Genomic DNA, 23,618 nt, shown 5'->3' on the forward strand with positions numbered 1-23,618 from the left:
TCAACTTTTTTAAAAATTTTTATCGCAAAAAGAAGTAAAAAACTGAGATTTTAGACTAAGTTATAGGTTAACATTAAGTAAATAAGTTTAACTTAGTAATAGCGCATTGGAGAAACATATGCCTTTAACCCGTTTGCTTAGCATTATATTGCTCAGCTCATTACTCATCGCTTGTGGCGGTGGTGGCTCACTTGAGAAGACAGGAACCGTTGGTGGGGATACTGGAGGCGACAATGCCGTACTAGATACCCAAGTTGAACTTAATTTTGAAGATCGTATCGTTACCGCTAACAATCCGCTTGAGGTCGTTGCGACTGTAACTGACAGTGATGGACAACCCGTTGTTCGTCAAGAAGTTAGTTTTACTACAACACTTGGTTCTTTCATACCTGCTACAGCAAGCGCATTAACAAATACAAGTGGTGTTGCAACTATAGAGCTCAGTGCAGGCAGTGTTGAAGGAGCAGGAACCATTGTTGCAAGCTACGAAGGCTCAACAAGCAAGCTCGGTTTTTATACCGCCGGTGACGAGCCGCAATCTAACGACGATGCTGCAAATATTGACATTAAAATCTTACAAAACTGTCCTGATAGTTGGTTAAATATAGATAGAGATTCTTTTGAACTTGATCCATCAGATTGTTCGCAAAATAGTAATTTACTGGGTCAGCAAGCGATTGTTTATGCAAAAATCACAAAACCTGGTAGTAATACGCCAGCCAGCAATGTGTTAGTTCAAGCGACAACCACGCTAGGCATTTTATTACCTGAAAGCTTAACGGCTAAAACTGATGCGTTTGGTGTGGCTATTTTGAATTTATTGCCAGGCAGTAGCTCAGGTGTTGGCCAAGTTGAATTAACCGCACAGGGCGGAGTTGCGAGTGCTTTATTTGAAATTAACGCTGTTCAAGTAAATGTAAATCTAAGCGCAGGTATTGCTACCGGTGATGTACTATCTGCCGGCTCTACCACGATTATTACGGCTCAGATTGTAGACGGTAGTAATAATGTATTTACTACCCCGCTGGAAGTGCAATTTACTTCTGCTTGCGCAGAAGAATCTACCCCCAGAGCCACTATCGATAATGTGGTAACGAGTATCGGTGGTACGGCAAGTGCAACATACAAAGCTGATGGCTGTAATGGTATAGATACGATTACCGCGACCGTAGTTACAGGTGGTAATGTTGCAACAAAAACCATAAACATCAATGTAGCTGCGGCTCAAACAGGTTCAATTGCGTTTATGGGGGTGACTAATCAAGTATTAGCTATTAAAGGAGCGGGCGGTCAAACCTTGACTGAAAATTCAGAGCTCACCTTTAAGCTCTTAGATGTAAATGGAAATCCAGTGGGTCAAAAGCAAATTGATTTTGCACTTTCACAAAACCCAGGTGGTGCTCTATTAGATAGCGCATTTCAATTTACTAACAATGAAGGTTTAGTGACTGTAAACGTTCGCTCAGGAAAAGCTGCTGGTATTTTATCTGTGATTGCCTCACATCAGATTGACAGTAGCGATACCTCACAAAATAGTGTGATCTCTATTGTCTCTAATGACATTACTATTACGACTGGTGTTCCAGATCAGGATAGTTTCACGCTTGCAGTGCAAACCTTTAATACCGAGTCATTAAACGAAGCTGGGGTGACTACAGACTTAACCGTATTTGCAGCCGATCATTTTAATAATTTTGTACCAGATAACACGGCAATTTATATTGCCAGTGAAGGTGGTGCAGTTGGCACTATTGATGATGAACAATTTACACCTTTATTACTTTGTCGCACCATAGACGGTTTGTGTAAAGCGCAGTGGCGTAGTCAAAACCCAATTCCATACCATTACAGCATTTACAATAATTCTGTTGCAGATAAATGCGACCGTTATTTTGGACAATCTGCACCTTGTACTTTAGGTATCAGAGAATCACAACTCGACGCAAATGGTAACTTAATTAATTATTTAGATAGCAATGGCGATCCAATTGCGCTAACTGATGCGCCTAATAACGCGCCAATTGATTATCCACTTGGTGGGCGTGTTAGCTTACTTGCTTATTCTGTGGGTGAAGAGTCATTTAATGATGTATCTGCCAACGGTGAATTTAATCAAAACGAGTTTGACTCAACTTTACAAGATTTACCTGAAGCCTTTATAGATTTTAATGAAAATGGGGTGTTTGATGGGAATTTACCAGCCCCAACAAATCCTGTGGATTCTAATGGTGGTGAAGATGAGTGGTATGTGGAACGCTCAGGTGCACAAGATAATGGCCAGTATGACAGTGGTGATGGTATATACAATGGCTTACTATGTAGTGATGAAGCCCTAGCTGCAAATGCATGTACCCGTGAAACAGTTAATGTGCGCGCTCGTTCAGAGTTAGTTATGTCAGGTAGTACACCTTACATTAGAGCTGTAACGGCTTTAAATAACTGTAGTTTAAGCGATGGTATTCGCTTAGAAGCTTCTGATATGGCAGGTATGTGCGACATAAACCTTATTGATATTAGCAATTCAACACCTTACAGCGCGATTTCAGTGACTATTTTCTTCAGTGACATTCATAATAATCCACTACCTGCGGGTACTACAGTGAGCGTTACTGCCGACAATGGTGTATTAAGAGGGTTAACAGATTACACCGTGGTTAATACTGCACAAAAAACGCCAATCTCTGTCTCAGTTAATATTACTAAAGAGGCTGAGCCAAATGATGTTGATTCTGGGTTTTTATACATTGAGTTTGAAACGCCTGGTGGTGTGAAAACACAATATACCGTGATGTCGATTTTAGACGAACCTAAGGTTTAAAATATGTAAAGCATAAAAAATGCCAACCAATAAGGTTGGCATTTTTGTTTCTATTCTATATATTCCACATCAATTATTCAAAAAACGCTGGTTTGTTTAAATTAACAACAGAAATTGTTTGTTTATTCAGTAAATACTGAAAAGTTTGTATTAAAAGCTTGTAAGAACTAGTGTTTGTAGATATACCTATAAATATTCGCGCCGCATGAGTCGGCTAAACACATTTAAAAAACTAGGTTAGAAATAGGCAACTATGGGCAAATCGCTAGTAATTGTAGAGTCACCTGCTAAGGCTAAAACAATTAATAAATACTTAGGTAATGATTTTATCGTTAAGTCCAGTATTGGGCACGTACGAGATTTACCTACATCAGGATCAGGCAAAAACAAAGTACCAGCAAGCAAGACACCTGCTGAGGTTCGTAAAATGCCACCTGATGAGAAAGCAGCGTATAAACAGCAACGTGACTATTCTAACTTAGTCGCGCGTATGGGCATTGATCCCGAAAAAGGGTGGGAGCCACATTACGAAGTATTACCGGGTAAAGAAAAGGTTGTTCAAGAATTACAAAAGCTTGCCCAAAATGCTGATCAAATCTATCTCGCAACGGATTTGGATAGAGAAGGGGAAGCAATTGCTTGGCATCTTCAAGAAATCATTGGTGGCGAACCTGAAAAGTATAAACGCGTCGTGTTTAACGAAATCACTAAAAATGCAATACAACAAGCGTTTGAAACTCCGGGTGAATTGAACACCGATATGGTTTTTGCACAGCAGACTCGTCGTTTCCTAGACCGTGTGGTTGGTTTTATGGTCTCGCCATTATTGTGGGCCAAAGTTGCACGAGGTTTATCTGCAGGACGAGTTCAATCTGTTGCAGTGCGTTTATTGGTAGAACGCGAACGTGAAATTAAAGCGTTTATTCCTGAAGAGTTCTGGGATATTCATGCAGACGTTAAAAATAGCGAGTCAGACTTACGTTTAGAAGTCACTAAACAAGCAGACAAGCCATTTAAGCCTGTAAATGAGGCACAAGCTACAGCAGCAGTTAAAAGCCTTGAGAATGCCGAATATAAAGTTGTAAGCGTTGAAGAAAAACCAAGTAAGAGTCGCCCAAGTGCGCCATTTATTACTTCAACCATGCAACAAGCCGCCAGTACTCGACTCGGTTATGGCGTTAAAAAGACCATGATGCTTGCGCAGCGCCTATATGAAGGTGGTTATATTACCTATATGCGTACCGATTCAACTAATCTATCAAAAGATGCGGTTGAGATGTGTCGTGAGTATGTGACCAATGAGTTTGGTGCAAAATATTTACCTGCTGATCCAATTAACTATAGCTCAAAAGGCAATGCGCAAGAGGCGCACGAAGCGATTCGTCCTTCTAGCGTATCGGTACTTTCAGGGCATGTTGAAGGTGTTGATGCCGATGCTAAAAAGCTTTATGAGCTTATCTGGCGTCAGTTCGTGGCTTGTCAAATGGTGCCTGCTGAATACGACTTAACCACATTAACCGTTGCCGCCAATGATTTCACATTAAAGGCAAAAGGCCGTGTGCTTCGCTTTGATGGTTGGACAAAAGTACAGCCAGCAGTGCGTAAAAAGAACGAAGAAGATCAATCACTTCCTGCTGTTAAGCAAGGTGAAGTTCTCACCTTAGTTGAGCTTGATCCTAAGCAGCATTTTACCAAGCCGCCAGCACGTTTTAGTGAAGCGAGCTTAGTTAAAGAACTTGAAAAACGTGGCATTGGCCGTCCTTCAACTTACGCGTCTATTATTTCGACAATACAAGACCGTGGTTATGTACGAGTTGAAAATCGTCGCTTTTTTGCTGAAAAAATGGGTGAAATTGTTACCGATCGCCTAGTTGAAAACTTTACAGATTTAATGAACTTTGACTTTACCGCTAAAATGGAAGGTCGTTTAGATGATATCGCCGAAGGCGAGCGTGTTTGGACGCAAGTTCTCGATAAGTTTTATGCTGATTTCTCAACCCAGTTAAACATTGCTAAAGGCGAACCAGATGAAGGCGGGATGCGTCTTAATCAAATGGTAGAAACCGATATTGACTGTCCAACCTGTGGCAGAAAAATGGGCATTCGTACTGCTTCAACGGGCGTATTCTTAGGCTGTACAGGTTATAACCTGCCACCTAAAGAGCGCTGTACTACCACTATGAATTTAGTGTCGGGTGATGAAGCGGTTGCAGCTGATGTTGAAGACGTTGAAACAGAAACATTAATGCAAATGAAGCGCTGTCCTATTTGTGAAACAGCGATGGATTCATACCTTATCGATGAAACCCGTAAATTGCATGTGTGTGGTAATAACCCAGCATGTCAGGGGCATGTTGTTGAAGAGGGTACCTTTAAAATTAAAGGCTACGACGGCCCTATTATCGAATGTGATAAATGTGGCGCTGATATGGAATTAAAATCAGGCCGATTTGGTAAGTATTTTGGTTGTAACAACGATGAATGTAAAAATACACGTAAGTTGTTAAAAAATGGTGAAGCTGCGCCACCAAAAGAAGATCCAGTTCATATCCCTGAATTAGAATGTGAAAAGTCTGAAGCGTATTTTGTATTACGTGATGGCGCGGCTGGTATTTTCTTAGCTGCAAATACGTTCCCTAAATCACGAGAAACACGTGCTCCTAAAGTAGAAGAGTTACAACGCTTTAGAGATCGTATTTCGCCTAAGTTTTACTACCTAGCTGATGCACCAGCCAAAGATCCTGATGGCAACCTTGCTGTTGTGCGTTACAGTCGTAAAAACAAAGTCCAATATGTGATGACTGAAGTTGATGGTAAAGCAACTGGTTGGACGGCCCATTACGAGGGTGGTAAATGGGTAGAAGAGGCTAAGAAAAAAGCTGCGCCTAAAAAGAAAGCTGCAGCTAAAAAAGCGCCAGCTAAAAGTAAAGCTAAAGCCAAACCAAAAAAAGATGATGAATAATTAATTATTCATCGCTTTAATAATAAAAACCCGGAACGCACAGCCTGTGACAGTTCCGGTTTTTTTTGCATTATCAAACCTATCGCAATGGCATTTTTAATCTGACTTTTTATTTTACAGAGTTAAAATGTAACCAATTTAGGTTTGAACTGCTCAATTATTCATTAAATCTTAACAGCAGTGACTTTGTTATAGCCTTCAGATGTTAGTTCATCATTCACACACTTTAAAACATAGTTATAAATTGCTTCATCGCTTACGTCGTCTTCTTTAGCCCAGCTAATACACATTTCTGTGAACTCTTGAATCGTTTCGGCTGAAGCGTCTGTAGTATCGCTTGTAACTGCATTTGCAGCTGATAAAACGAAAAATGGTGCAACGATTAACGCGAGTAATGCTTTATTCATTTTCTTATTCCTAAAAATGGAGTAACAATCGAATTATGCATTCAAATAATGCATGCATAAAACAAGTGTAACCAAGCCAGAACATCTCTGTTGGTAAGTTGATTTTTAATCACAATTATCACAAAGGAAAACGAAATATTTTTATCGTCAGGATAAGCATATTGTGTACCTATCTTTTATTTTAAGTGATTGTGTTACAGCTAGATTTGAGCTAATGTCGCGTTTTAATTTTTAGGTGCCCCTATGTCAGAGCCTCACACAAATAATACAAATAAAAAAATACATCCTGTTCATAAAGTAGAGCATGCGCTTGAGTCGTTTATATTTAAAGGACGCTGGTTACTTGCCCCATTTTTTGTCGGCTTATTATTTGCTGTGGTTTTATTACTTATAAAGTTTTTTAAACAGCTATATTTGATGGGGATAGCGACGTTTACTGCTAGTAATCAAGAGTTGTTGGTTGGTATATTAACGTTAGTTGATACTGCTTTGTTAGCAGGGTTGCTGTTGATTATTATTTTTAGCGGCTACGAAAACTTTGTCTCTAAGCTTAATATCGAAAATCATGAAGACCGCCCAGTATGGATGGGCAAGGTCGGGTTTTCTGGTTTGAAAATGAAGCTGATCAGTGCAATCGTGGCTATTTCAGCTGTTGAGCTGCTTAAGGTATTTATAAGCTCTGCCTCTCATTCTAATGATGAACTACTCTGGAAAGTGCTAATACACGTTACGTTTGTGGTATCAGGTGTACTATTTGCTTTTACTGATTATTTAAATAGTAAAACAATTAACCACTAAAAATTTGCTATAAAAAACCCGAGCAATGCTCGGGTTTTTTATTTGTAATAATGTAAATACTAATTGCAGTTGGCGTAATAACTACCAAATGGCTCAACGGTCAGTGTTTTATTATTAAGCTGCGCGTTGTAATGAGAAAGCGTGTTATGTTCTTTTTCAACACTAACATCAATAACAAGCTCTGCTTTTGCCCCGCTTAAATTGAATACACACAACATCTTTTCTTCGTTTAATGTGCGGTAAAACGCCAAAATTGGCTCGGCGGTTTGTATAAACTCAATATCACCTTCAAGTAATACTGGCTGGTTTTTACGCCAGGCCATAAATTCACGGTACGCGTTTAATATTGAGTTTACATCATTCTCTTGTTCAGCAACTGCTTGTAGCCTGTGTTGTTGATCAACAGGTAACCACGGTTTTACCTCACTAAATCCTGCATTGTGTGCATTGCTTTGTGAGTTATCTAGGTTCTCCCAAGGCATTGGGGTACGACAGCCATCACGACCTTTAAAGTTTGGCCAAAAAGTTATGCCGTACGGGTCTTGTAAATCTTCAAACGCAACGCTGGCTTCACCGAGTCCGAGTTCTTCACCTTGATACATACACACGCTGCCACGAAGTGAAGCGAGTAGGGCGGTCAACATTTTACATTGCGCTGGGTGTACCTCTCCCGTTTCACTCCAACGGCTAGCAACACGTTCTACGTCATGGTTGCTAAATGCCCAGCAAGGCCAGCCTTCAGTCATGCATTGCTCAAGTGTAGTAACGGTGTTTCTTATATACTCGCTCGAGTAATCATCCGTTAATAGCTCAAAGCTGTAACCCATGTGCAGTTTATCGCCACCTTGGGTGTATTCTGCCATTGTGGCTAATGAATCTTCAGATGAAATTTCACCCAGTGATACGGTACCAGGGTACTTGTTGAGTAAAGTTCGAATATCACGCATAAACTCTATGTTTTCAGGCTGGGTATTATTGTAGTAATGGTACTGAAATGCATACGGATTATCTTCGCTAAAGCCACGGCCTTGACGTTTTTCTTTTGGTTTAGCTGGGTTATCACGAAGCAAAGCGTCATGGTAGCAAAAGTTAATTGCGTCTAACCTAAAGCCATCCACGCCCTTTTTAAGCCAGAATTCAACATTATCTAGAACGGCTTGGCGAACATCGGGGTTATGAAAGTTAAGATCAGGCTGTTCAGTAAAAAAGTTATGCAAGTAGTATTGTCCACGACGCGGCTCCCATTGCCATGCACCACCACCAAAAATAGACAACCAATTATTAGGTGCTGTGCCATCTTCTTTAGCATCGGCCCATACATACCAGTCGGCTTTATCGTTAGATAAGTCTTCACGGCTATCAATAAACCATTGATGTTGATCTGAGGTGTGGCTTAGCACTTGGTCAATAATAATTTTAATGTCGCGTTGATGTGCTTGTGCAATTAACTCATCAAAATCAGCTAAATTACCAAAAAGCGGGTCAATATCACGGTAGTCACTAATATCATAACCAAAATCTTTCATAGGCGATTTAAAGAAAGGTGAGATCCAAATAGCATCTACCCCTAAGCTTTTAATGTAATCAATACGATTTATTATTCCTTTTAAATCACCAATGCCATCGTTGTTGCTATCTTGAAAGCTACGCGGATAAACCTGATAAATAACCGCACCTTTATACCATTGCTTTTGGGCCATGCTTTTCTCCGTTTTCACACTGTCTTTGTGTTGTTCTTTTTTAGAGGTAATAATCCTCGTTTATTTTAAAAAGCATACTTGAAGCCTGTCATGCTGTAAAAATCCTGCATACGTATGCACCTATTTCAAGGCATTAAAACAAGATGTACAAATCATTAAGGCAAGCGTTTTGGGCCGTGGATTATTCTTATTTTACTTTACCAATTCTAATATTGAGTTGTTAATTTATTGTTTGCGCCATGTAGGTGCGTAAAAACAAAGGTGTGCACTGAGTTGGTGTTTTTTAGTATTGGTCTTACCAATTTAATTTGAATAGATAGTGTGTTTAATAATAAATTAAAAAATAAAATCACTTTGTTTCACTTTATTGTCGTTTTATGAATGGCTTATTTCATAAAAAAATAAATACAGGTTAACGTCAAGCTCATAAAGTATAATTGCACCAAAATAATCCATTGTAAAACAGTTGCTTACATGTTTGTTTGTAAATTTAATGTTAACTTTGGCTGTGTAATGCTATTTTGAATACGTATGCATAAAGTTGTTAATAAAATAATACGAGCGTTAATATTCATCCTGACAACAAAATAAGCTCGCATGTTTAACTATCACTTAAACAAGTAAGCGGGTATCACATTATGGGTAACGGGAAAACATTATGGCTATGTTCAAACCAAGTATATTAACGCTAGCATTAACTGCTGCCGGACTATCAAGCTTTGCCACCACCGCGGCACAAGAAGAAACAATAAAAAATGATGATGTAGAAATCATCGAAGTAAAAGGTTTTCGCGGTAGTGTTGTTGAATCAATTAATACTAAGCGTTTTTCAACACAGGTTGTTGAGTCAATTTCTGCAGAAGACATTGGTAAACTTCCAGACTCATCTATTGCAGAGTCAATCGCACGTTTACCAGGTTTAACAGCCCAGCGTCTTGATGGTCGTGCTAGCCGTGTAAGTGTTCGTGGTTTTAGCGAAAACGAAAGCGCAACAACATTTAATGGCCGTGAGCAGGTATCTATTGGTGACAACCGTGGTGTTGAGTTTGACCTTTACCCATCAGAAATAATGAGCGGTGTTACTGTTTATAAAACGCCAAGTGCTAGCATTGAAGCTGAAGGCATTGCCGGTGTTATCGACATGCAAACGGTAAAGCCTTTAAGTAAAGGTGAACAAGTGATCATGTTTAATGGTCAGTATGAGCAAACTAGCTTTGATAAATTAAACCCGGATGGCGATGACAAAGGCTTTCGTGGCACCGTTTCATACATAGACCAGTTTGCAGATGACACTATAGGTGTAGCATTTGCTTACAACACAATGAGTTCTCCAAACCAAGAAAAACGTTGGAATTCTTGGGGTTACCCTGAGTTTACAGGGAATGATGGCCAAAACTATTCAATTTTAGGCGGCGCTAAACCTTTCGTACGCTCATCAACACTTGAACGTGATTCAGCGATGCTAGTAGTGGAAGCTGCACCAAATGATCGTTTAAACATGACGTTTGATGCGCTATATGTAGATTTTAATGATGAAAAAATCTTACGTGGTATCGAAGTACCTTTCGCCTGGGGTCAAGGTAGCATCGACCCAAATAGTGTTACTGTAGATGAACAGTCTGGCTTTATTACCAGTGCAGTCACTGAAGGGCAACGCGTTGTTGTACGAAATGACTACGAAGAGCGAAAAGCAGAGCTCACACAATTTGGTTTTAATGCAAAATACGATATTAACGATGATTGGTCAGTTGAGTTTGATGCAAGCCGCTCAAAAGTAGATCGTACTATTTGGAGTATTGAAAGTTATTCAGGTACTGGCCGTGGCGATGCAAACGGTATTGCTGATAACATAGGGTATGCATTTGATGGTGGAAATACGGGTGCACAGTTTACTCATGAGCTTGATTACAGCGACTACGACTTAATTCAGTTAGGTGGCCCGTTATCTTGGGGTGGCAGTGCTGCGTTAAATAACAAGTACGGCTTAAATGACACGGCTTATCAAAATACCGCACAAGATGGCTTTATTAATGCACCAGAGATTAGCGATGAGCTTTCAACGCTTAAGTTAGCGGCCAGTAAAGTACTTGAGAACGAATACTTTAGCCGTATTAATTTTGGTTTATCTTACCGCGACCGTGAGAAAGTAAAACAGTCTGAAGGCTACTTCATGACTTTAAAAGATTTCTCTTTAGATAATCCAGGCATGGTATCAGTACCAGAGCAATACCGTTTAGGTTCGGCAAGTTTAGACTTTATTGGCATGGGTGACATGATTGCTTATGACACTAACGGCCTAGTAAATGATGGTTATTACGATCTACTGCAAGAAAGCTTAACGGATCAAAAACACTTAACCCGTTCGTGGACAGTTCAAGAAGAAGTTACCGCTGCATTTATTCAAGCAGACATTAACGCTGAAATTGGTGGCATACCGGTAACAGGTAATGTAGGTATACGTTATGTACGCACTGAGCAGTCATCACAAGGCTTTGAGGCATCAAATATTAATGGTTTAGTGGTTGCATCACCTACTGATATTAGCCACGACTATTCAAATGTATTACCAAGCTTAAACTTATCTTTTGCAATTGACCAAGAGCAAACAATTCGTTTTGGCGCGGCTAAAACAATTTCTCGTGCTCGCCTTGATGAAATGCATGCATCGATTGAGACAAGCTATAACAGCGAAAAGCCAGACGAAAATGGTAACTACTGGTCTATTTCTGGTGGTAATGCAGAGCTTGAACCAAAAGAAGCAACAGGCTTTGATTTAACATACGAAAACTACTTTGATGCAGAAGGTTACTTTTCAGCAGCGTTATTTTATAAAGACATTGACCAATGGATTTTTGATGAGCGTTACGATGTTGATGTAACAGGTAAAGAAGACCCTGCAACCGGCGAGTTGCCTCCAGCAGACAGAAATACAGCTACTCGTTCAAGTAAAGTGAATGGTGGCGACGGAAGTTTATGGGGCTATGAGCTTTCATTATCATTCCCGTTCAGTGTATTACATGAGTCGTTAGAAGGTTTTGGTTTAATTGCGAGCCACACTAGCGTTGAGCAAGACTTGCAAGATCAAAACGGAAACGATTACGAACTACCAGGTTTGTCAGATAAAATTGATAGCCTAACTGTATACTTCGAACGCAATGGTTTCCAAGCACGTACCAGTATGCGTAAACGTAGTGACTTTAAAGGTGATATCTACGGTTCAGGTTTTGCAACACAACAAGTTGATATACTTGGCGAGACTATTTGGGATGCGCAAGTAGGCTATGACTTTGCTGATTCTGGTATTGCAGGTTTTGAGAACTTATCAATGACGTTCCAAATTCAAAACATTACCGAAGAAGCGTTTACATCATTGCAGGGCGATAATGCGCTGCAAGTGCGTGACTACCAAGATTATGGCCGTACTTACTTACTCGGTGTAAGCTACAAGCTATAATAAGTTTTGTATTAAGAAGCCCTTGTAATTAGTTTTACAAGGGCTTTTTTATAGCTACTTTACCTAAGTTTTATCAACCTTTATGAACATGAGCAATAATATGAAGCCAATAAAACATGTCGTCATTGCCGGCGGTGGAACAGCTGGTTGGATAACCGCAGCACTACTTAATAAAGTGTTAGGTAAAGTAATTAATATTACCCTTATTGAATCAAGTAGCATTGGCACTATAGGTGTGGGAGAGGCCACTATTCCTCCTATTATTGGGCTTAATAATGCGCTCGGTATTAATGAGCAAGATTTTATAAATGCCACCAATGCGTCTATCAAACTGGGTATAGAGTTCGAAAATTGGAAAACACCAGGGCATAGCTACATGCATGCATTTGGCTCGTTTGGTAAAGATTTTCCCTTTTGTGACTTTTATAATTTCTGGGTAAAAGGGCACATTAATGGCAGCGAGGACTCTTTATGGGATTTTTCTCTTAACTATCAAGCCGCTAAACAGCACAAATTTACGCTACTAAATACTATTCCTAATACTCAATTACCAGGGCTTAGTTATGCGTTTCACTTTGACGCCACTTTGTATGCTGAATATTTAAAAAATCTTGCATTATCACGCGGCGTTAAACACATTGATGCAAAAATAGAACGTGTTGAGCAATGCCCAGACACAGGTAATATCTCCAACTTAACACTTGACGATAATAGCCAAATCCAAGGGGATTTATTTATAGATTGCACTGGCCAGCGCGCACTTTTAATTGAGCAAACTCTCAATACGGGGTTTGTTGATTGGTCGCATTATTTACCTTGCGATAGGGCTGTTGCAGTGCAATCAACAGGCAGCAACGAATTAAAGCCCTATACGCGATCAATAGCACATGACGCAGGCTGGCAGTGGCAAATTCCGCTACAAAACCGAACAGGTAATGGCTTAGTGTATTGCAGCCGCTATTTATCGGATGAGTCAGCAACCGCACTTTTATTAAATAACTTACCGGGTGAGCCAACAACAAGCCCGCGTTTAATTAAATTTAAAACAGGTCGACGTTTAAAGCAGTGGCATAAAAATGTAGTCGCAGTAGGGCTCTCTAGTGGATTTTTAGAGCCCTTAGAGTCTACTAGTATTCACTTAATACAAAGTGCGGTCACACGTTTAATTAAGTTGTTTCCTCATAATGGGGTTAGTGATGCGTTAGTAACTGAATTTAATAAGCAAAGCATCAGTGAAATCGAGCATATTCGTGACTTCATTATTTTGCACTATAAATTAACTGAGCGAGAAGACCCCCCATTTTGGCGTCAATGTAAGCAAATGGAAATTCCTCAATCGTTAGCGCATAAAATGGATTTATTTAAACAAACGGGCAAAGTCGTGCGCGAAAACGACGAGTTATTTGCAGAAGTAGCTTGGCAGCAAGTATTTATAGGTCAAGGCCTAATACCAGATGACTATAACAGTATTGTTGATTCATTAAGCAGTGAACAACTAACGGATTTATTCGCAACGTTAAAAACCCTAATAAATTCAACGGTAGATAAACTACCTACTCATAAAGAGTTTTTGGCTAAGTTAAAAACAAACTAAGTGGCGTGACGTGGTGCTTTAATTGCGGGTTAATTGTCACTGAATATGGCTGTGAATACGTATGCAGCAACTGTAACCAAGCCTTACTTAGCTTTAGTATAAACCTATAACAACACTGAAATAAAAATGACACACACAATGAAAAAAAGATTTTACACGCCGTTGCTTATATGCAGCGCATTGCTGGTGCACGGTTGCAGTGATGACAAAGAGACAAAAACAGATTTGTTAGTTAAGCAAACAGACCCAGTTAAGCCAGTGGTATATCAAGTATTTACTCGTTTATTTGGTAACACCCAAACCGCTAATGTGCCATGGGGAACCAAAGAGCAAAATGGAGTTGGTAAGTTTGCTGATTTTAACGACGAGGCACTAAAAGGCATTAAAGAGCTAGGTACCACGCATGTGTGGTACACCGGCGTTTTGCATCATGCCTTAGTGGGGGATTACACTGAGTACGGTATAAAACAAGACGATCCTGATGTGGTAAAAGGGCGTGCAGGTTCGCCTTATGCAATAAAAGATTATTACGATGTAAACCCTGATTTGGCAATTAATGTTACTAATAGACTCGAAGAGTTCAGCGCGCTAATTGAGCGTACTCATGAGCATGACATGAAAGTAATTATTGATATTGTTCCTAATCATGTGGCTCGAGATTATCACTCAATCTCAAAGCCTAACGGCGTGAAAGACTTTGGTGAGGACGATGATACTAGCAAGGCGTATGCTAAAAATAATAATTTTTACTATGTACCGGGTGAATCATTTAAAGTACCAACAAGCGACAGCTACCAAGTATTAGGTGGCAACAAACACCCTTTAGCCGATGGTCAATTTAGTGAAATCCCAGCAAAATGGACTGGCAATGGTGCACGTGCTCCAAAGCCTGATATAAACGACTGGTACGAAACGGTAAAAGTTAACTACGGTGTTAAACCCGATGGCAGCCTAGACTTTCCAACTTTACCTAAATCGCTTGAAAACCAAGATTACCGTGCACATTATGAATTTTGGCAAGATAAAGAACTGCCAAATAGTTGGTATAAATTTAGAAATATTGCCCTTTATTGGCTAGATAAAGGGGTTGATGGCTTTCGCTATGATATGGCTGAAATGGTACCCGTTGAATTTTGGAGCTTTTTAAATTCATCAATAAAAACACATAAACCCGATGCGTTTTTACTCGCCGAAGTATATAACCCATTGATGTACCGCACCTATATTCACCAAGGTAAAATGGACTACTTGTATGACAAGGTCGGTTTTTACGACACCCTAAAAGGGATTATGCAAGGTAAGCAACCCGCTAACACGTTATTTAAAGCACAAGCTGAAGTGGCAGATATTGAACAGCACATGCTACACTTTTTAGAAAACCATGACGAACAACGTATCGCAAGTCCTGACTTTGCTGGCAACGCTGCATGGGGTAAACCGGCTATGGTGGTTTCTAACTTAATTAGTCGTTCGCCAACCTTGCTTTATTTTGGTCAAGACGTAGGTGAAGATGGATCAGAAAACGCAGGCTTTGGTTCGCCTACACGCACCAGTATTTTTGATTATATTGGCGTACCAGCGCACCAAGCATGGATGAATAATGGCAAGTTTGATGGCGCAAATTTAACTCCTGAGCAAGCACAGTTACGTCAATACTATATCGCAATTATGGAACTTAATGGCTTACCTGCTGTTGTTGCCGGTGATATGGCACCCTTGATGGTAACAGGCAGTGATAGAGTGGTGGGTTTTGTACGCACCTTAGGCCAGCAATCATTATGGGTGCTGAGCAACTTTAGCCAGCAATCACAAACAGTCACTATTACGCTCACGCCGAATCAAGCAACTATGCTCAAACCAAACTCAACGCTATACGACCTACTAGAGTCGCATAGCAGTATTTTGGTGAGCGATGAGAAACAAAATACAACCTTTACGCTGACCCTTGATGCACTCAGCAGTGCCGTTTTAACAAATAAGGCTGATCATGAATTATAACAACAAACCAACCTTAAGCTTTTGGCAAATATGGAATATGTGCTTTGGCTTTTTAGGCATTCAATTTGGCTTTGCACTGCAAAACGGTAACGTAAGCCGTATATTTCAAACACTTGGCGCTAATGTCGATGATATTCCTATTTTATGGGTTGCAGCGCCACTCACCGGCTTAATTGTGCAACCAATTATTGGTTATTGGAGTGATAAAACTTGGGGCAAATTAGGCCGCCGCCGTCCTTTCTTTTTATACGGCGCTATATTAACCACGTTATCGCTTTTTATTATGCCAAATTCTCCTACGCTTTGGATTGCTGCAGGTATGCTGTGGATTATGGATGCGTCAATTAACGTTACCATGGAACCGTTTCGTGCTTTAGTAGGCGACAACTTGCCAAACAAGCAGCGCGCCACAGGCTATGCCATGCAAAGCTTTTTTATTGGTGTGGGAGCGGTGGTTGCATCAGCACTCCCTTGGATGATGACCAACTGGTTTGATATTGCTAATACCGCACCGATTGGTCAAATTCCTGATTCTGTAAAGTATTCGTTTTACTTTGGTGGGGTTATTTTATTTATTGCAGTTGGCTGGACTATTGTCACCACAAAAGAGTACTCACCCGAGCAGCTTGCACAATTTAATCAACAAGAATCACAAACAACACAAACCAATATTACTAATAGCGTTAATTTTACCAAAGGCGGCGTTATTTTTAGCGGCTTAGGTTTGCTTGTTTTAGCCACAGTATTAGGGCTGGATCTGGAAAAAGAACTTTACTTGCTGGCTGCTGGGTTAGTTAGTTTTGGTGTTATTCAATTTATTGCAGCGGCATTAAAAGCTAAACAGCACACTAGCGGCGGTTTTTATAATGTAGTGAATGATGTATTCACTATGCCTGAGGCGATGAAGCAATTGGCATGGGTACAATTTTTTAGTTGGTTTGCGTTATTTGCTATGTGGATTTACAGCACCTCAGCGGTTACTAGCTTTCATTACGGTAGTACCGACACCAGCTCGTTAGCCTACAACAACGGTGCAGATTGGGTGGGTATATTATTCGCCGCTTACAACGGCTTTGCCGCGATTGCTGCTTTATGTATCCCGATCATCGTTAAACGCATGGGATTAAAAGTAGCACATGCACTTAACCTTATTTTAGGTGCGTTGGGCCTAGCAAGCTTTATGTTTATAAAAGATCCCAGCTTACTTATTTGGCCAATGATAGGCGTTGGCTTTGCGTGGGCGTCTATCTTATCTCTGCCTTATGCAATGTTAAGTACTTCGGTACCGAGTCACAAAATGGGTGTTTACATGGGTATTTTCAACTTTTTCATTGTGATCCCACAATTATTAGCCGCCAGTGTGCTGGGGTTAATATTACGCCACTTTTTTGAAAACCAACCTATTTACGCATTAGTACTGGGCGCTGTGTCGTTTGTACTTGCAGCGGTTGCGGTATTGCGTGTTAAGCATACTCAGTAACGTAACGAGTAAACTGAAATTAATTAAGGCTTTAAAATGAAAAAATTAAATACAATTACCACCAGTTTATTAATGCTTGGTTTAACAGCTTGTGGCGCGCAGCAAGAGCCATCAAACAGCGCTGTAATACAGGTATCGGCACCAGGTGCCCCTGGGGCAGAGCCATTTTGGGCCTATGCAGGCAAAACCGGTATTGGCACATCTTTTGAGCAATATCAAAATGGCCATTACAGTGATGAAGCCCCTACAGGAACGGTGTCAAAAGTATGGTTTTCAATTGCTAAAGGTATGATCACCGAAACAATGTTTGGGCTTATTCACCAAGCGCAAATTAAAGACATGCAATTTGTGGTAGTAGGAAAGGATTTTACAGTTACCGAAGCTGACGATTTAGACGTTACCATTGACTACTTATACAAAGACGATAAAGGCCGCCCGTTATCATTAGCTTACAAAGTAGTAAGCAAAGATAAGCAAGGCCGCTTTAGCCTCGAAAAACATATATTTACCGATCCTGATGGGCAAAGCTTATTTGTACGCAGTATTTTTAATACCCAGCTTGAAGGCGTTAAGGCATACGTAAGCGTTAACCCGTATGTTGATAATAACGGCCTTGATGATTTTGCTAAAACCACAGAACGAGGGCTGCTTGCATGGCAAGACAACAGCTACCTTTCATTACAAGGTGCGCAGCCATTTAAACAAACAAGTGTTGGTTTTACAGGTGAGAGCGACGGTTTAAATCAGCTGAAAACAACTCAGCAGCTTACACAGGTTTATAACAATACCGGTGAACAATCAGGTAATGTTAGCTTACTTGCCGAGCTGGGTGAAATTGGTGAAAACAGCCAGTTCGATTTAACCCTAAGCTTTGGTAATAGCGAACAAACTAGCTTTAAACAAGGGCAAGCTACGTTAGCCAAAGGTTACCAAGCGGTGCTTGATAATTACAACGGTAAAGGTGAAGCGCTCGGTTGGCAAGACTACCTGCAAAGCCTTGCACCGCTAAATAACATGAGCGAACAAACCGCAGATAACGGCAAGTTACTTTACACCAGTGCCATGGTACTTAAAGCGCAAGAAGATAAAACTCATGCAGGTGCGCTTATTGCCTCACTATCTAACCCATGGGGCGAAACCGTATCGGCTAAAACAGGCTCTACTGGTTACAAAGCGGTATGGGTGCGCGACTTTTATCAAGTTGCCATGGCGTTTATGGCCATGGGCGATAATGCGACCGCTAAAACCGCATTCGAATACCTTGAAAAAGTTCAAGTAAACAGCAAAACCCCAGGCAATAAAGGCGATACAGGGTGGTTTTTACAAAAAACACATGTTGATGGTGAACTAGAATGGGTAGGCGTACAGCTAGACCAAACAGCAATGCCACTCATGCTTGCATGGAAACTCCATCAGGCAGGTGTATTAAGTGATGCAGAGCTCACTGATTGGTATAGTCGTATGTTAAAACCTGCGGCAGACTTTTTAGTTGAGGGTGGTCGTGCAAACATTCTATGGAACGGTACACAAATAACGCCGCCAGCCACTCAGCAAGAACGCTGGGAAGAGCAAGAAGGGTATTCGCCATCAACCACCGCCGCTGTTGTTACTGGTTTAATTACTGCAGCCGATATCGCTAAACTAGCAGGTGATGAAGCCAATGCAACACGTTATCTAAATACAGCTAAGCGTTATAACAATGATATTGAAAAATTAATGTTTACAACGGCTGGTAATTTAGAGTCGAGCGCTTCTGATGGTGAATACTTTATTCGCATTGGCCAAGATAAAGACGCCAATTCAAATACTAAAATTAACGCCAACAACGGCCGTGAAGGCTTTAATAAAAAGCAAATACTCGATGGTGGATTTTTAGAACTTGTTCGCTATGGCGTACGTGATGCACTATCGCCTAGCATAGTAAAAACATTGCCAGAATATGATGACGAAACCCTAACAGATAACCTACAAGTTAAATACAGCTTTAAGTTTACTGACGGCAGCGGCACATTTGCAGGCTACCGCCGCTATGGTAATGACGGATACGGTGAAGACGAAGTAACGGGCGCTAACTATGCCGAAGGTGGAAAAAATAGCCCAGGTCAACGTGGGCGAGTTTGGCCATTTTTTACCGGTGAACGTGGTCATTACGAAATTGCCGCCGCAAATGCCAATAACAGTTTAGATGCAACAAAACAGCAGGCTATTAAAAATAGTTATGTAAAAGGCCTAGAGCAATTTGCTAACCAAGGCATGATGCTACCTGAACAAGTATGGGATGGTGTAGGCATTAATAAAGCGGGTTACACGTTAGGCGAGGGTACAAACTCGGCCACACCACTGGCGTGGACACATGCGGAATACGTAAAGCTAGTGCGCTCACTAAGCGACAAGCAGGTATGGGATCATTACCCAGTGGTAACTAAAGCACTAAAATAACCGCAAACTAATTAACACAGCCGTAGTAAAATACGGCTATGTTATTTATTACAATAATAACGAGGCTGAAATGAAAACATTTACCTTGAGCGCATTAGCATTAGCAATCATGCTAACAGGCTGCCAAAGCGCACCATCATTAAATAACGTCACGAATAACACCGAAACATCGCCACTAAATACTGAACAACAAGCAAACCCATGGTGGGAAACCGCCATTTTTTACCAAATTTGGCCCCGCAGTTTTTACGACAGCGATGCTGATGGTCATGGCGATTTTAATGGTATGACCCAAAAGCTCCCGTATCTACAAGACCTCGGTGTAAATGCACTGTGGTTAACCCCAATGTTTGAAGCACCTTCTTATCATGGCTATGATTTTACTGAATTTTACCAAGTAGAAAACGACTACGGCAGCATGGCCGAGTTTGAAGCCTTTATAAAAGCTGCTGACGACAAAGGCATGAAAGTCATACTTGATTTAGTTATAAACCATATATCAAGTAACCATGAATGGTTTCAGCGTTCAGCAAAACAAGAAGCCCCTTATGCAGATTACTTTATTTGGCGCGACGATATGCCAAAAGCCGGAAGTGGCTGGGGCCACGCATGGAGTAATAACGACCAACCAGATGCCGTATGGCATTGGAATGAAACACGCCAGCAGTATTACTATGGTGCGTTTGGAGCGAGCCAACCTGACTTGAATTTACGCCACCCTGATGTTGTTGCCGAAATGGAAAAAATGGCTAAGTTTTGGCTTGATAAAGGCGTTGCAGGGTTTAGATTAGACGCAGTACGTTTTGCAATGGAAGGTGGCGCAGATGCGCAAGCCGATACCGACGAAACCATTGCATATTGGCAGCATTTTAACCAATACGTAAAAAGCGTTGATCCAGAGGCGTACTTAGTGGGTGAAGCATGGGCTGACATTCCCGTTGCGGCAAAATACTTTGGCGAAGGTAAAGGCCTCGATCAAGGCTTTGATTTTGAAGTAGGCTATAAAATATTGGGCTTATTAAAACCCGATGCCAGTGGTGAAGCGCAATTTGGCACCATGCAATCTAACCAAAAAATCAACGCAGTTGATGCCAATGTGCTCAAACAAAATTTACAACAGCGTATTGATTCAACTGCACCACTTGATTTTTTTGCACCGTTTTTAACTAATCACGACCAAGAACGTGTTGCTTATCAACTTGCAGAGCACGACGATAAAGCAAAACTTGCTGCTGCCATGTTATTTAGCTCTCCTGGCACGCCGTATATTTATTACGGTGAAGAAATTGGCCTAACACAAGGTGGCACAGGTCACGATGTGTATAAACGCGCACCAATGCAGTGGAATAACAGCAACCAAGCTGGTTTTACTCAAGCTCAAACAAGTTGGATTGAGCAGGCTGAACTGTTTGGTGATAACTACACCCAGTGGTGGCCTGAATATTTAGCACAGCAAATTAATGCTGCTGATCGCAATGTAAAAACGCAACAAGCACAACCTGATTCACTGTGGCGTTTATATCAGCACTTAATCGCACTAAAAAAACAGCGCCCAGAGCTGGGTATTAAAGGCAGTTACGAATTAACACAGCATAACAACGGCCTTGTTGAAATAACCCGCGAGTTAAACGGCAGTAAAAGTATGTTTGTGCTTAACTTAACCGCTAACCCGCAAAGCATCAGCAGCATCAAACACAATGGGTTAACGCCTAGCTGGCAACACGACCTCAATGGCGAGCAACTCGCTGGCTATGGTTTATTGTTACTAAACAACACACTATAAATAAAAAAAACACAAAAGGGCTAACATACGTTAGCCCCTTTTGGTTAAAGTGCTTTTATTGCATTGCCCCAAGTTATAGCTCATTTTTAAAGCTTATTAGATTAGATAAAAGTCCTTTAAATTCATACTTTATAATATTTTACTTAGTGGGCTAATTACCCCATTCGCGCCTTGTTGTAAAACATGCGTATATATTTGCGTGGTGCGAACATCGCTATGGCCGAGTTGTTCTTGCACGGTGCGTATATCTGCACCAGATTCAAGTAAGTGGGTAGCGAACGAGTGCCGTAGTGTATGGCAGGTAACATTTTTTTGAATTTTTGCCAGCTTTGCTGCCTGTTTAATTGCTTTACGAACCGTTGTTTCATCAATATGGTGGCGACGCAGCTTTTTACTTTCTGGGTCCATGCTTAACTGGGCAGAAGGAAACAAATATTGCCAGCTCATTTCATAAGGAGCCGCTGGGTATTTTCTAGCTAATGCATTCGCAAGCCAGACACCGGCATAGTCTGTTGCTTGTTTGTCTCGATGCCAGTAGTCATTTACCAAGTGACTTTGGCTGCGCAACAACGGCAGTAGTTCGAGTGCTAATGTTACTCTGCGGTTTTTATTGCCTTTGCCCTGCCAAATCATTAATGAGACATAGTCATAATCGACATCTTTTACCCGTAGCCTTACAGCTTCCATTAAACGTAGACCACTACCGTAAAGTATCTGAGCGATAAGTTTATACTTTGGATCCATTGCCAATAATAAACGCTGTATTTCTTCACGGGTCAGTACTACCGGTAATTTAGGTGACACGAGTGATTTATTAAAATTCATTTCAAGTGATAACGGTCGACTAATAATATGACGGTATAAAAATACCAAAGCATTTAAAGCCGTTGCCTGAGTTTTCATTGCAACATTACGCTGATTACTTAAATAAGATAAGAATTGCTCAACCTCCGACTCTGCCAATTGCGCCGGATGTTTTTTACCATGGTATAAAATGTAAAATTTTATCCAATATTGATAAGTGTCTATAGTACGCTTGGCATAACGACGCGTTATCATAAAGTCACGGATTGATTCTAAAAATATAGAAGGCATAATCTGCTCTAGCTGGTGCTGTATATAAAAACAGTAGTTGTATTTAGTTTTTTTTCAACAACTCGCGGGATTATTTCTTGTATTTTACAACAACAAAAAAACAACAAATATAAATCCCTTGATTTACATTTAGATACAGAGTTAAACTTAAAGTATTAAAAAATAAAAGGATTTTATGTCTACAACTTGCGGGTTTAGATCCTTTGAATAAGCTGTAAGCTACCCATCAATGAACATGGACGTAATATGAAAACTTTATTTATCTTATCCATTATTTTCTTTTCTACATGCAGCAATGCTGTAGTGAAGAGACATGATGTTCCCCCTGAAAATTATGTCATTGATAAAATGCCTGAATACCTAATAGATATGCCCCATGAAGGACATGGTGTATTAATAAGTTCACAATGGGTTGTAACTGTAGCGCACACTATTTTTTATGATTATGTTGGCAAAGATTTATTAATTGGTTCAAAAGAGTATGAAATTGAAAGCGTTCATATACACCCAGATTACACTCAACCTAATAAAAATTTACTTAAAGGTGATTTGGCGCCCTTAATGGATTTTTTCAAATCTAGAAGTGATATAGCGTTAATCAAATTAGCTTCAACTGTTAGCGGTGTAAAACCAATCAATATATATTCTGGTAAAAGTGAAAAAGGCAAAACAATTACAGTCTATGGTAGGGGGGCTACTGGGAACGGATTAACTGGCGAAGACCCAGATACTAAATCTCTTCGTGTGATGAACCAGTTTCAAAATATTATTAATAGCGCGGAAGGTAACTGGTTAACATTTACATTTGACGAACCAGAAAACGCATTGCCACTTGAAGGCATGCATGGTTCAGGGGATAGCGGAGGTGCTTCTGTTATCTTTCAAGAAGGCGTCCCTCTTCTTGTAGGTTTATCAAGTTGGCAATTAGGGCATGGCGATATATCTACTTTTAAAGGTGGTTTGTATGGTACTACTGCTTATCAAGTTAGGGTGTCAAATTACTATGACTGGATATTAGGTGTATTGGGTAGCTAACAAGCTGTTAAACAAGGACAAAAAACAGTTGGTTTTTGCTCCTTCGTCGCTTATT

Annotated in this window: 13 protein-coding genes; 10 read left to right on the forward strand and 3 right to left on the reverse strand. The window is 40.5% G+C overall.

The window, feature by feature from the left end:
* Nucleotides 1–118: 118 nt before the first annotated feature.
* Entirely contained in the window at nucleotides 119–2,818 is a 2,700-nt protein-coding gene (locus FLM47_RS06895; protein ID WP_178955937.1) for an Ig-like domain-containing protein, read from the forward strand.
* 253 nt (nucleotides 2,819–3,071) lie between these two features.
* Complete coding sequence (gene topA, locus FLM47_RS06900; RefSeq protein WP_013464804.1) at nucleotides 3,072–5,780, forward strand: type I DNA topoisomerase; 2,709 nt, start codon at nucleotides 3,072–3,074, stop codon at nucleotides 5,778–5,780.
* A gap of 164 nt (nucleotides 5,781–5,944) precedes the next feature.
* Here topA and FLM47_RS06905 read toward each other — a convergent pair whose 3' ends face one another.
* Entirely contained in the window at nucleotides 5,945–6,187 is a 243-nt protein-coding gene (locus FLM47_RS06905) for a hypothetical protein (protein ID WP_178955939.1), read from the reverse strand.
* A 243-nt stretch (nucleotides 6,188–6,430) separates the two neighbouring features.
* On the opposite strand from FLM47_RS06905, the gene FLM47_RS06910 reads away from it, so the two are divergent.
* Entirely contained in the window at nucleotides 6,431–6,985 is a 555-nt protein-coding gene (locus tag FLM47_RS06910) for a TIGR00645 family protein (RefSeq protein ID WP_138604863.1), read from the forward strand.
* Between the two features lie 59 nt (nucleotides 6,986–7,044).
* Here FLM47_RS06910 and FLM47_RS06915 read toward each other — a convergent pair whose 3' ends face one another.
* Entirely contained in the window at nucleotides 7,045–8,685 is a 1,641-nt protein-coding gene (locus tag FLM47_RS06915; RefSeq protein ID WP_178955941.1) for an alpha-glucosidase family protein, read from the reverse strand.
* A gap of 658 nt (nucleotides 8,686–9,343) precedes the next feature.
* Here FLM47_RS06915 and FLM47_RS06920 point away from each other — a divergent pair.
* The 6 genes from FLM47_RS06920 to FLM47_RS06945 all read left to right on the forward strand — a co-directional run bounded on the left by FLM47_RS06920 (nucleotide 9,344) and on the right by FLM47_RS06945 (nucleotide 21,433).
* A complete protein-coding gene (locus FLM47_RS06920; protein WP_138604861.1) occupies nucleotides 9,344–12,139 on the forward strand; it encodes a TonB-dependent receptor in 2,796 nt (931 codons plus the stop codon).
* A gap of 100 nt (nucleotides 12,140–12,239) precedes the next feature.
* A complete protein-coding gene (locus FLM47_RS06925; protein WP_178955943.1) occupies nucleotides 12,240–13,733 on the forward strand; it encodes a tryptophan halogenase family protein in 1,494 nt (497 codons plus the stop codon).
* A gap of 138 nt (nucleotides 13,734–13,871) precedes the next feature.
* Complete coding sequence (locus FLM47_RS06930) at nucleotides 13,872–15,731, forward strand: alpha-amylase family protein (RefSeq protein WP_178955945.1); 1,860 nt, start codon at nucleotides 13,872–13,874, stop codon at nucleotides 15,729–15,731.
* On the forward strand, nucleotides 15,721–17,211 hold the full coding sequence (locus FLM47_RS06935) for an MFS transporter (protein WP_178955947.1): 1,491 nt from the start codon (nucleotides 15,721–15,723) through the stop codon (nucleotides 17,209–17,211). Before FLM47_RS06930 ends, FLM47_RS06935 begins: the two co-directional genes overlap by 11 nt.
* 36 nt (nucleotides 17,212–17,247) lie before the next feature.
* Nucleotides 17,248–19,650 carry a glycoside hydrolase family 15 protein gene (locus tag FLM47_RS06940; RefSeq protein WP_178955949.1) on the forward strand — a complete coding sequence of 801 codons (2,403 nt, stop codon included), beginning with the start codon at nucleotides 17,248–17,250 and terminating at the stop codon, nucleotides 19,648–19,650.
* Nucleotides 19,651–19,720: 70 nt separating this feature from the next.
* A complete protein-coding gene (locus FLM47_RS06945; protein ID WP_178955951.1) occupies nucleotides 19,721–21,433 on the forward strand; it encodes an alpha-amylase family glycosyl hydrolase in 1,713 nt (570 codons plus the stop codon).
* Nucleotides 21,434–21,562: 129 nt separating this feature from the next.
* On the opposite strand, the gene FLM47_RS06950 is transcribed toward FLM47_RS06945, so the two are convergent.
* Nucleotides 21,563–22,528, reverse strand: coding sequence for an integron integrase (locus FLM47_RS06950; protein WP_178955961.1), 966 nt, complete (start codon nucleotides 22,526–22,528; stop codon nucleotides 21,563–21,565).
* 246 nt (nucleotides 22,529–22,774) lie between these two features.
* On the opposite strand from FLM47_RS06950, the gene FLM47_RS06955 reads away from it, so the two are divergent.
* Nucleotides 22,775–23,563, forward strand: coding sequence for a trypsin-like serine protease (locus FLM47_RS06955; RefSeq protein WP_178955963.1), 789 nt, complete (start codon nucleotides 22,775–22,777; stop codon nucleotides 23,561–23,563).
* Nucleotides 23,564–23,618: the final 55 nt, after the last annotated feature.

The sequence above is a fragment of the Pseudoalteromonas sp. Scap06 genome (assembly GCF_013394165.1).
GTDB lineage: Bacteria > Pseudomonadota > Gammaproteobacteria > Enterobacterales > Alteromonadaceae > Pseudoalteromonas.

What these genes read in the sequence shown, in the direction of transcription:
- FLM47_RS06895 (WP_178955937.1), top strand. Translation starts at nt 119, where the DNA reads ATGCCTTTAACCCGTTTGCTTAGCATTATATTGCTCAGCTCATTACTC.
- topA (WP_013464804.1), top strand. Translation starts at nt 3,072, where the DNA reads ATGGGCAAATCGCTAGTAATTGTAGAGTCACCTGCTAAGGCTAAAACA.
- FLM47_RS06905 (WP_178955939.1), bottom strand. Translation starts at nt 6,187, where the DNA reads ATGAATAAAGCATTACTCGCGTTAATCGTTGCACCATTTTTCGTTTTA.
- FLM47_RS06910 (WP_138604863.1), top strand. Translation starts at nt 6,431, where the DNA reads ATGTCAGAGCCTCACACAAATAATACAAATAAAAAAATACATCCTGTT.
- FLM47_RS06915 (WP_178955941.1), bottom strand. Translation starts at nt 8,685, where the DNA reads ATGGCCCAAAAGCAATGGTATAAAGGTGCGGTTATTTATCAGGTTTAT.
- FLM47_RS06920 (WP_138604861.1), top strand. Translation starts at nt 9,344, where the DNA reads ATGGCTATGTTCAAACCAAGTATATTAACGCTAGCATTAACTGCTGCC.
- FLM47_RS06925 (WP_178955943.1), top strand. Translation starts at nt 12,240, where the DNA reads ATGAAGCCAATAAAACATGTCGTCATTGCCGGCGGTGGAACAGCTGGT.
- FLM47_RS06930 (WP_178955945.1), top strand. Translation starts at nt 13,872, where the DNA reads ATGAAAAAAAGATTTTACACGCCGTTGCTTATATGCAGCGCATTGCTG.
- FLM47_RS06935 (WP_178955947.1), top strand. Translation starts at nt 15,721, where the DNA reads ATGAATTATAACAACAAACCAACCTTAAGCTTTTGGCAAATATGGAAT.
- FLM47_RS06940 (WP_178955949.1), top strand. Translation starts at nt 17,248, where the DNA reads ATGAAAAAATTAAATACAATTACCACCAGTTTATTAATGCTTGGTTTA.
- FLM47_RS06945 (WP_178955951.1), top strand. Translation starts at nt 19,721, where the DNA reads ATGAAAACATTTACCTTGAGCGCATTAGCATTAGCAATCATGCTAACA.
- FLM47_RS06950 (WP_178955961.1), bottom strand. Translation starts at nt 22,528, where the DNA reads ATGCCTTCTATATTTTTAGAATCAATCCGTGACTTTATGATAACGCGT.
- FLM47_RS06955 (WP_178955963.1), top strand. Translation starts at nt 22,775, where the DNA reads ATGAAAACTTTATTTATCTTATCCATTATTTTCTTTTCTACATGCAGC.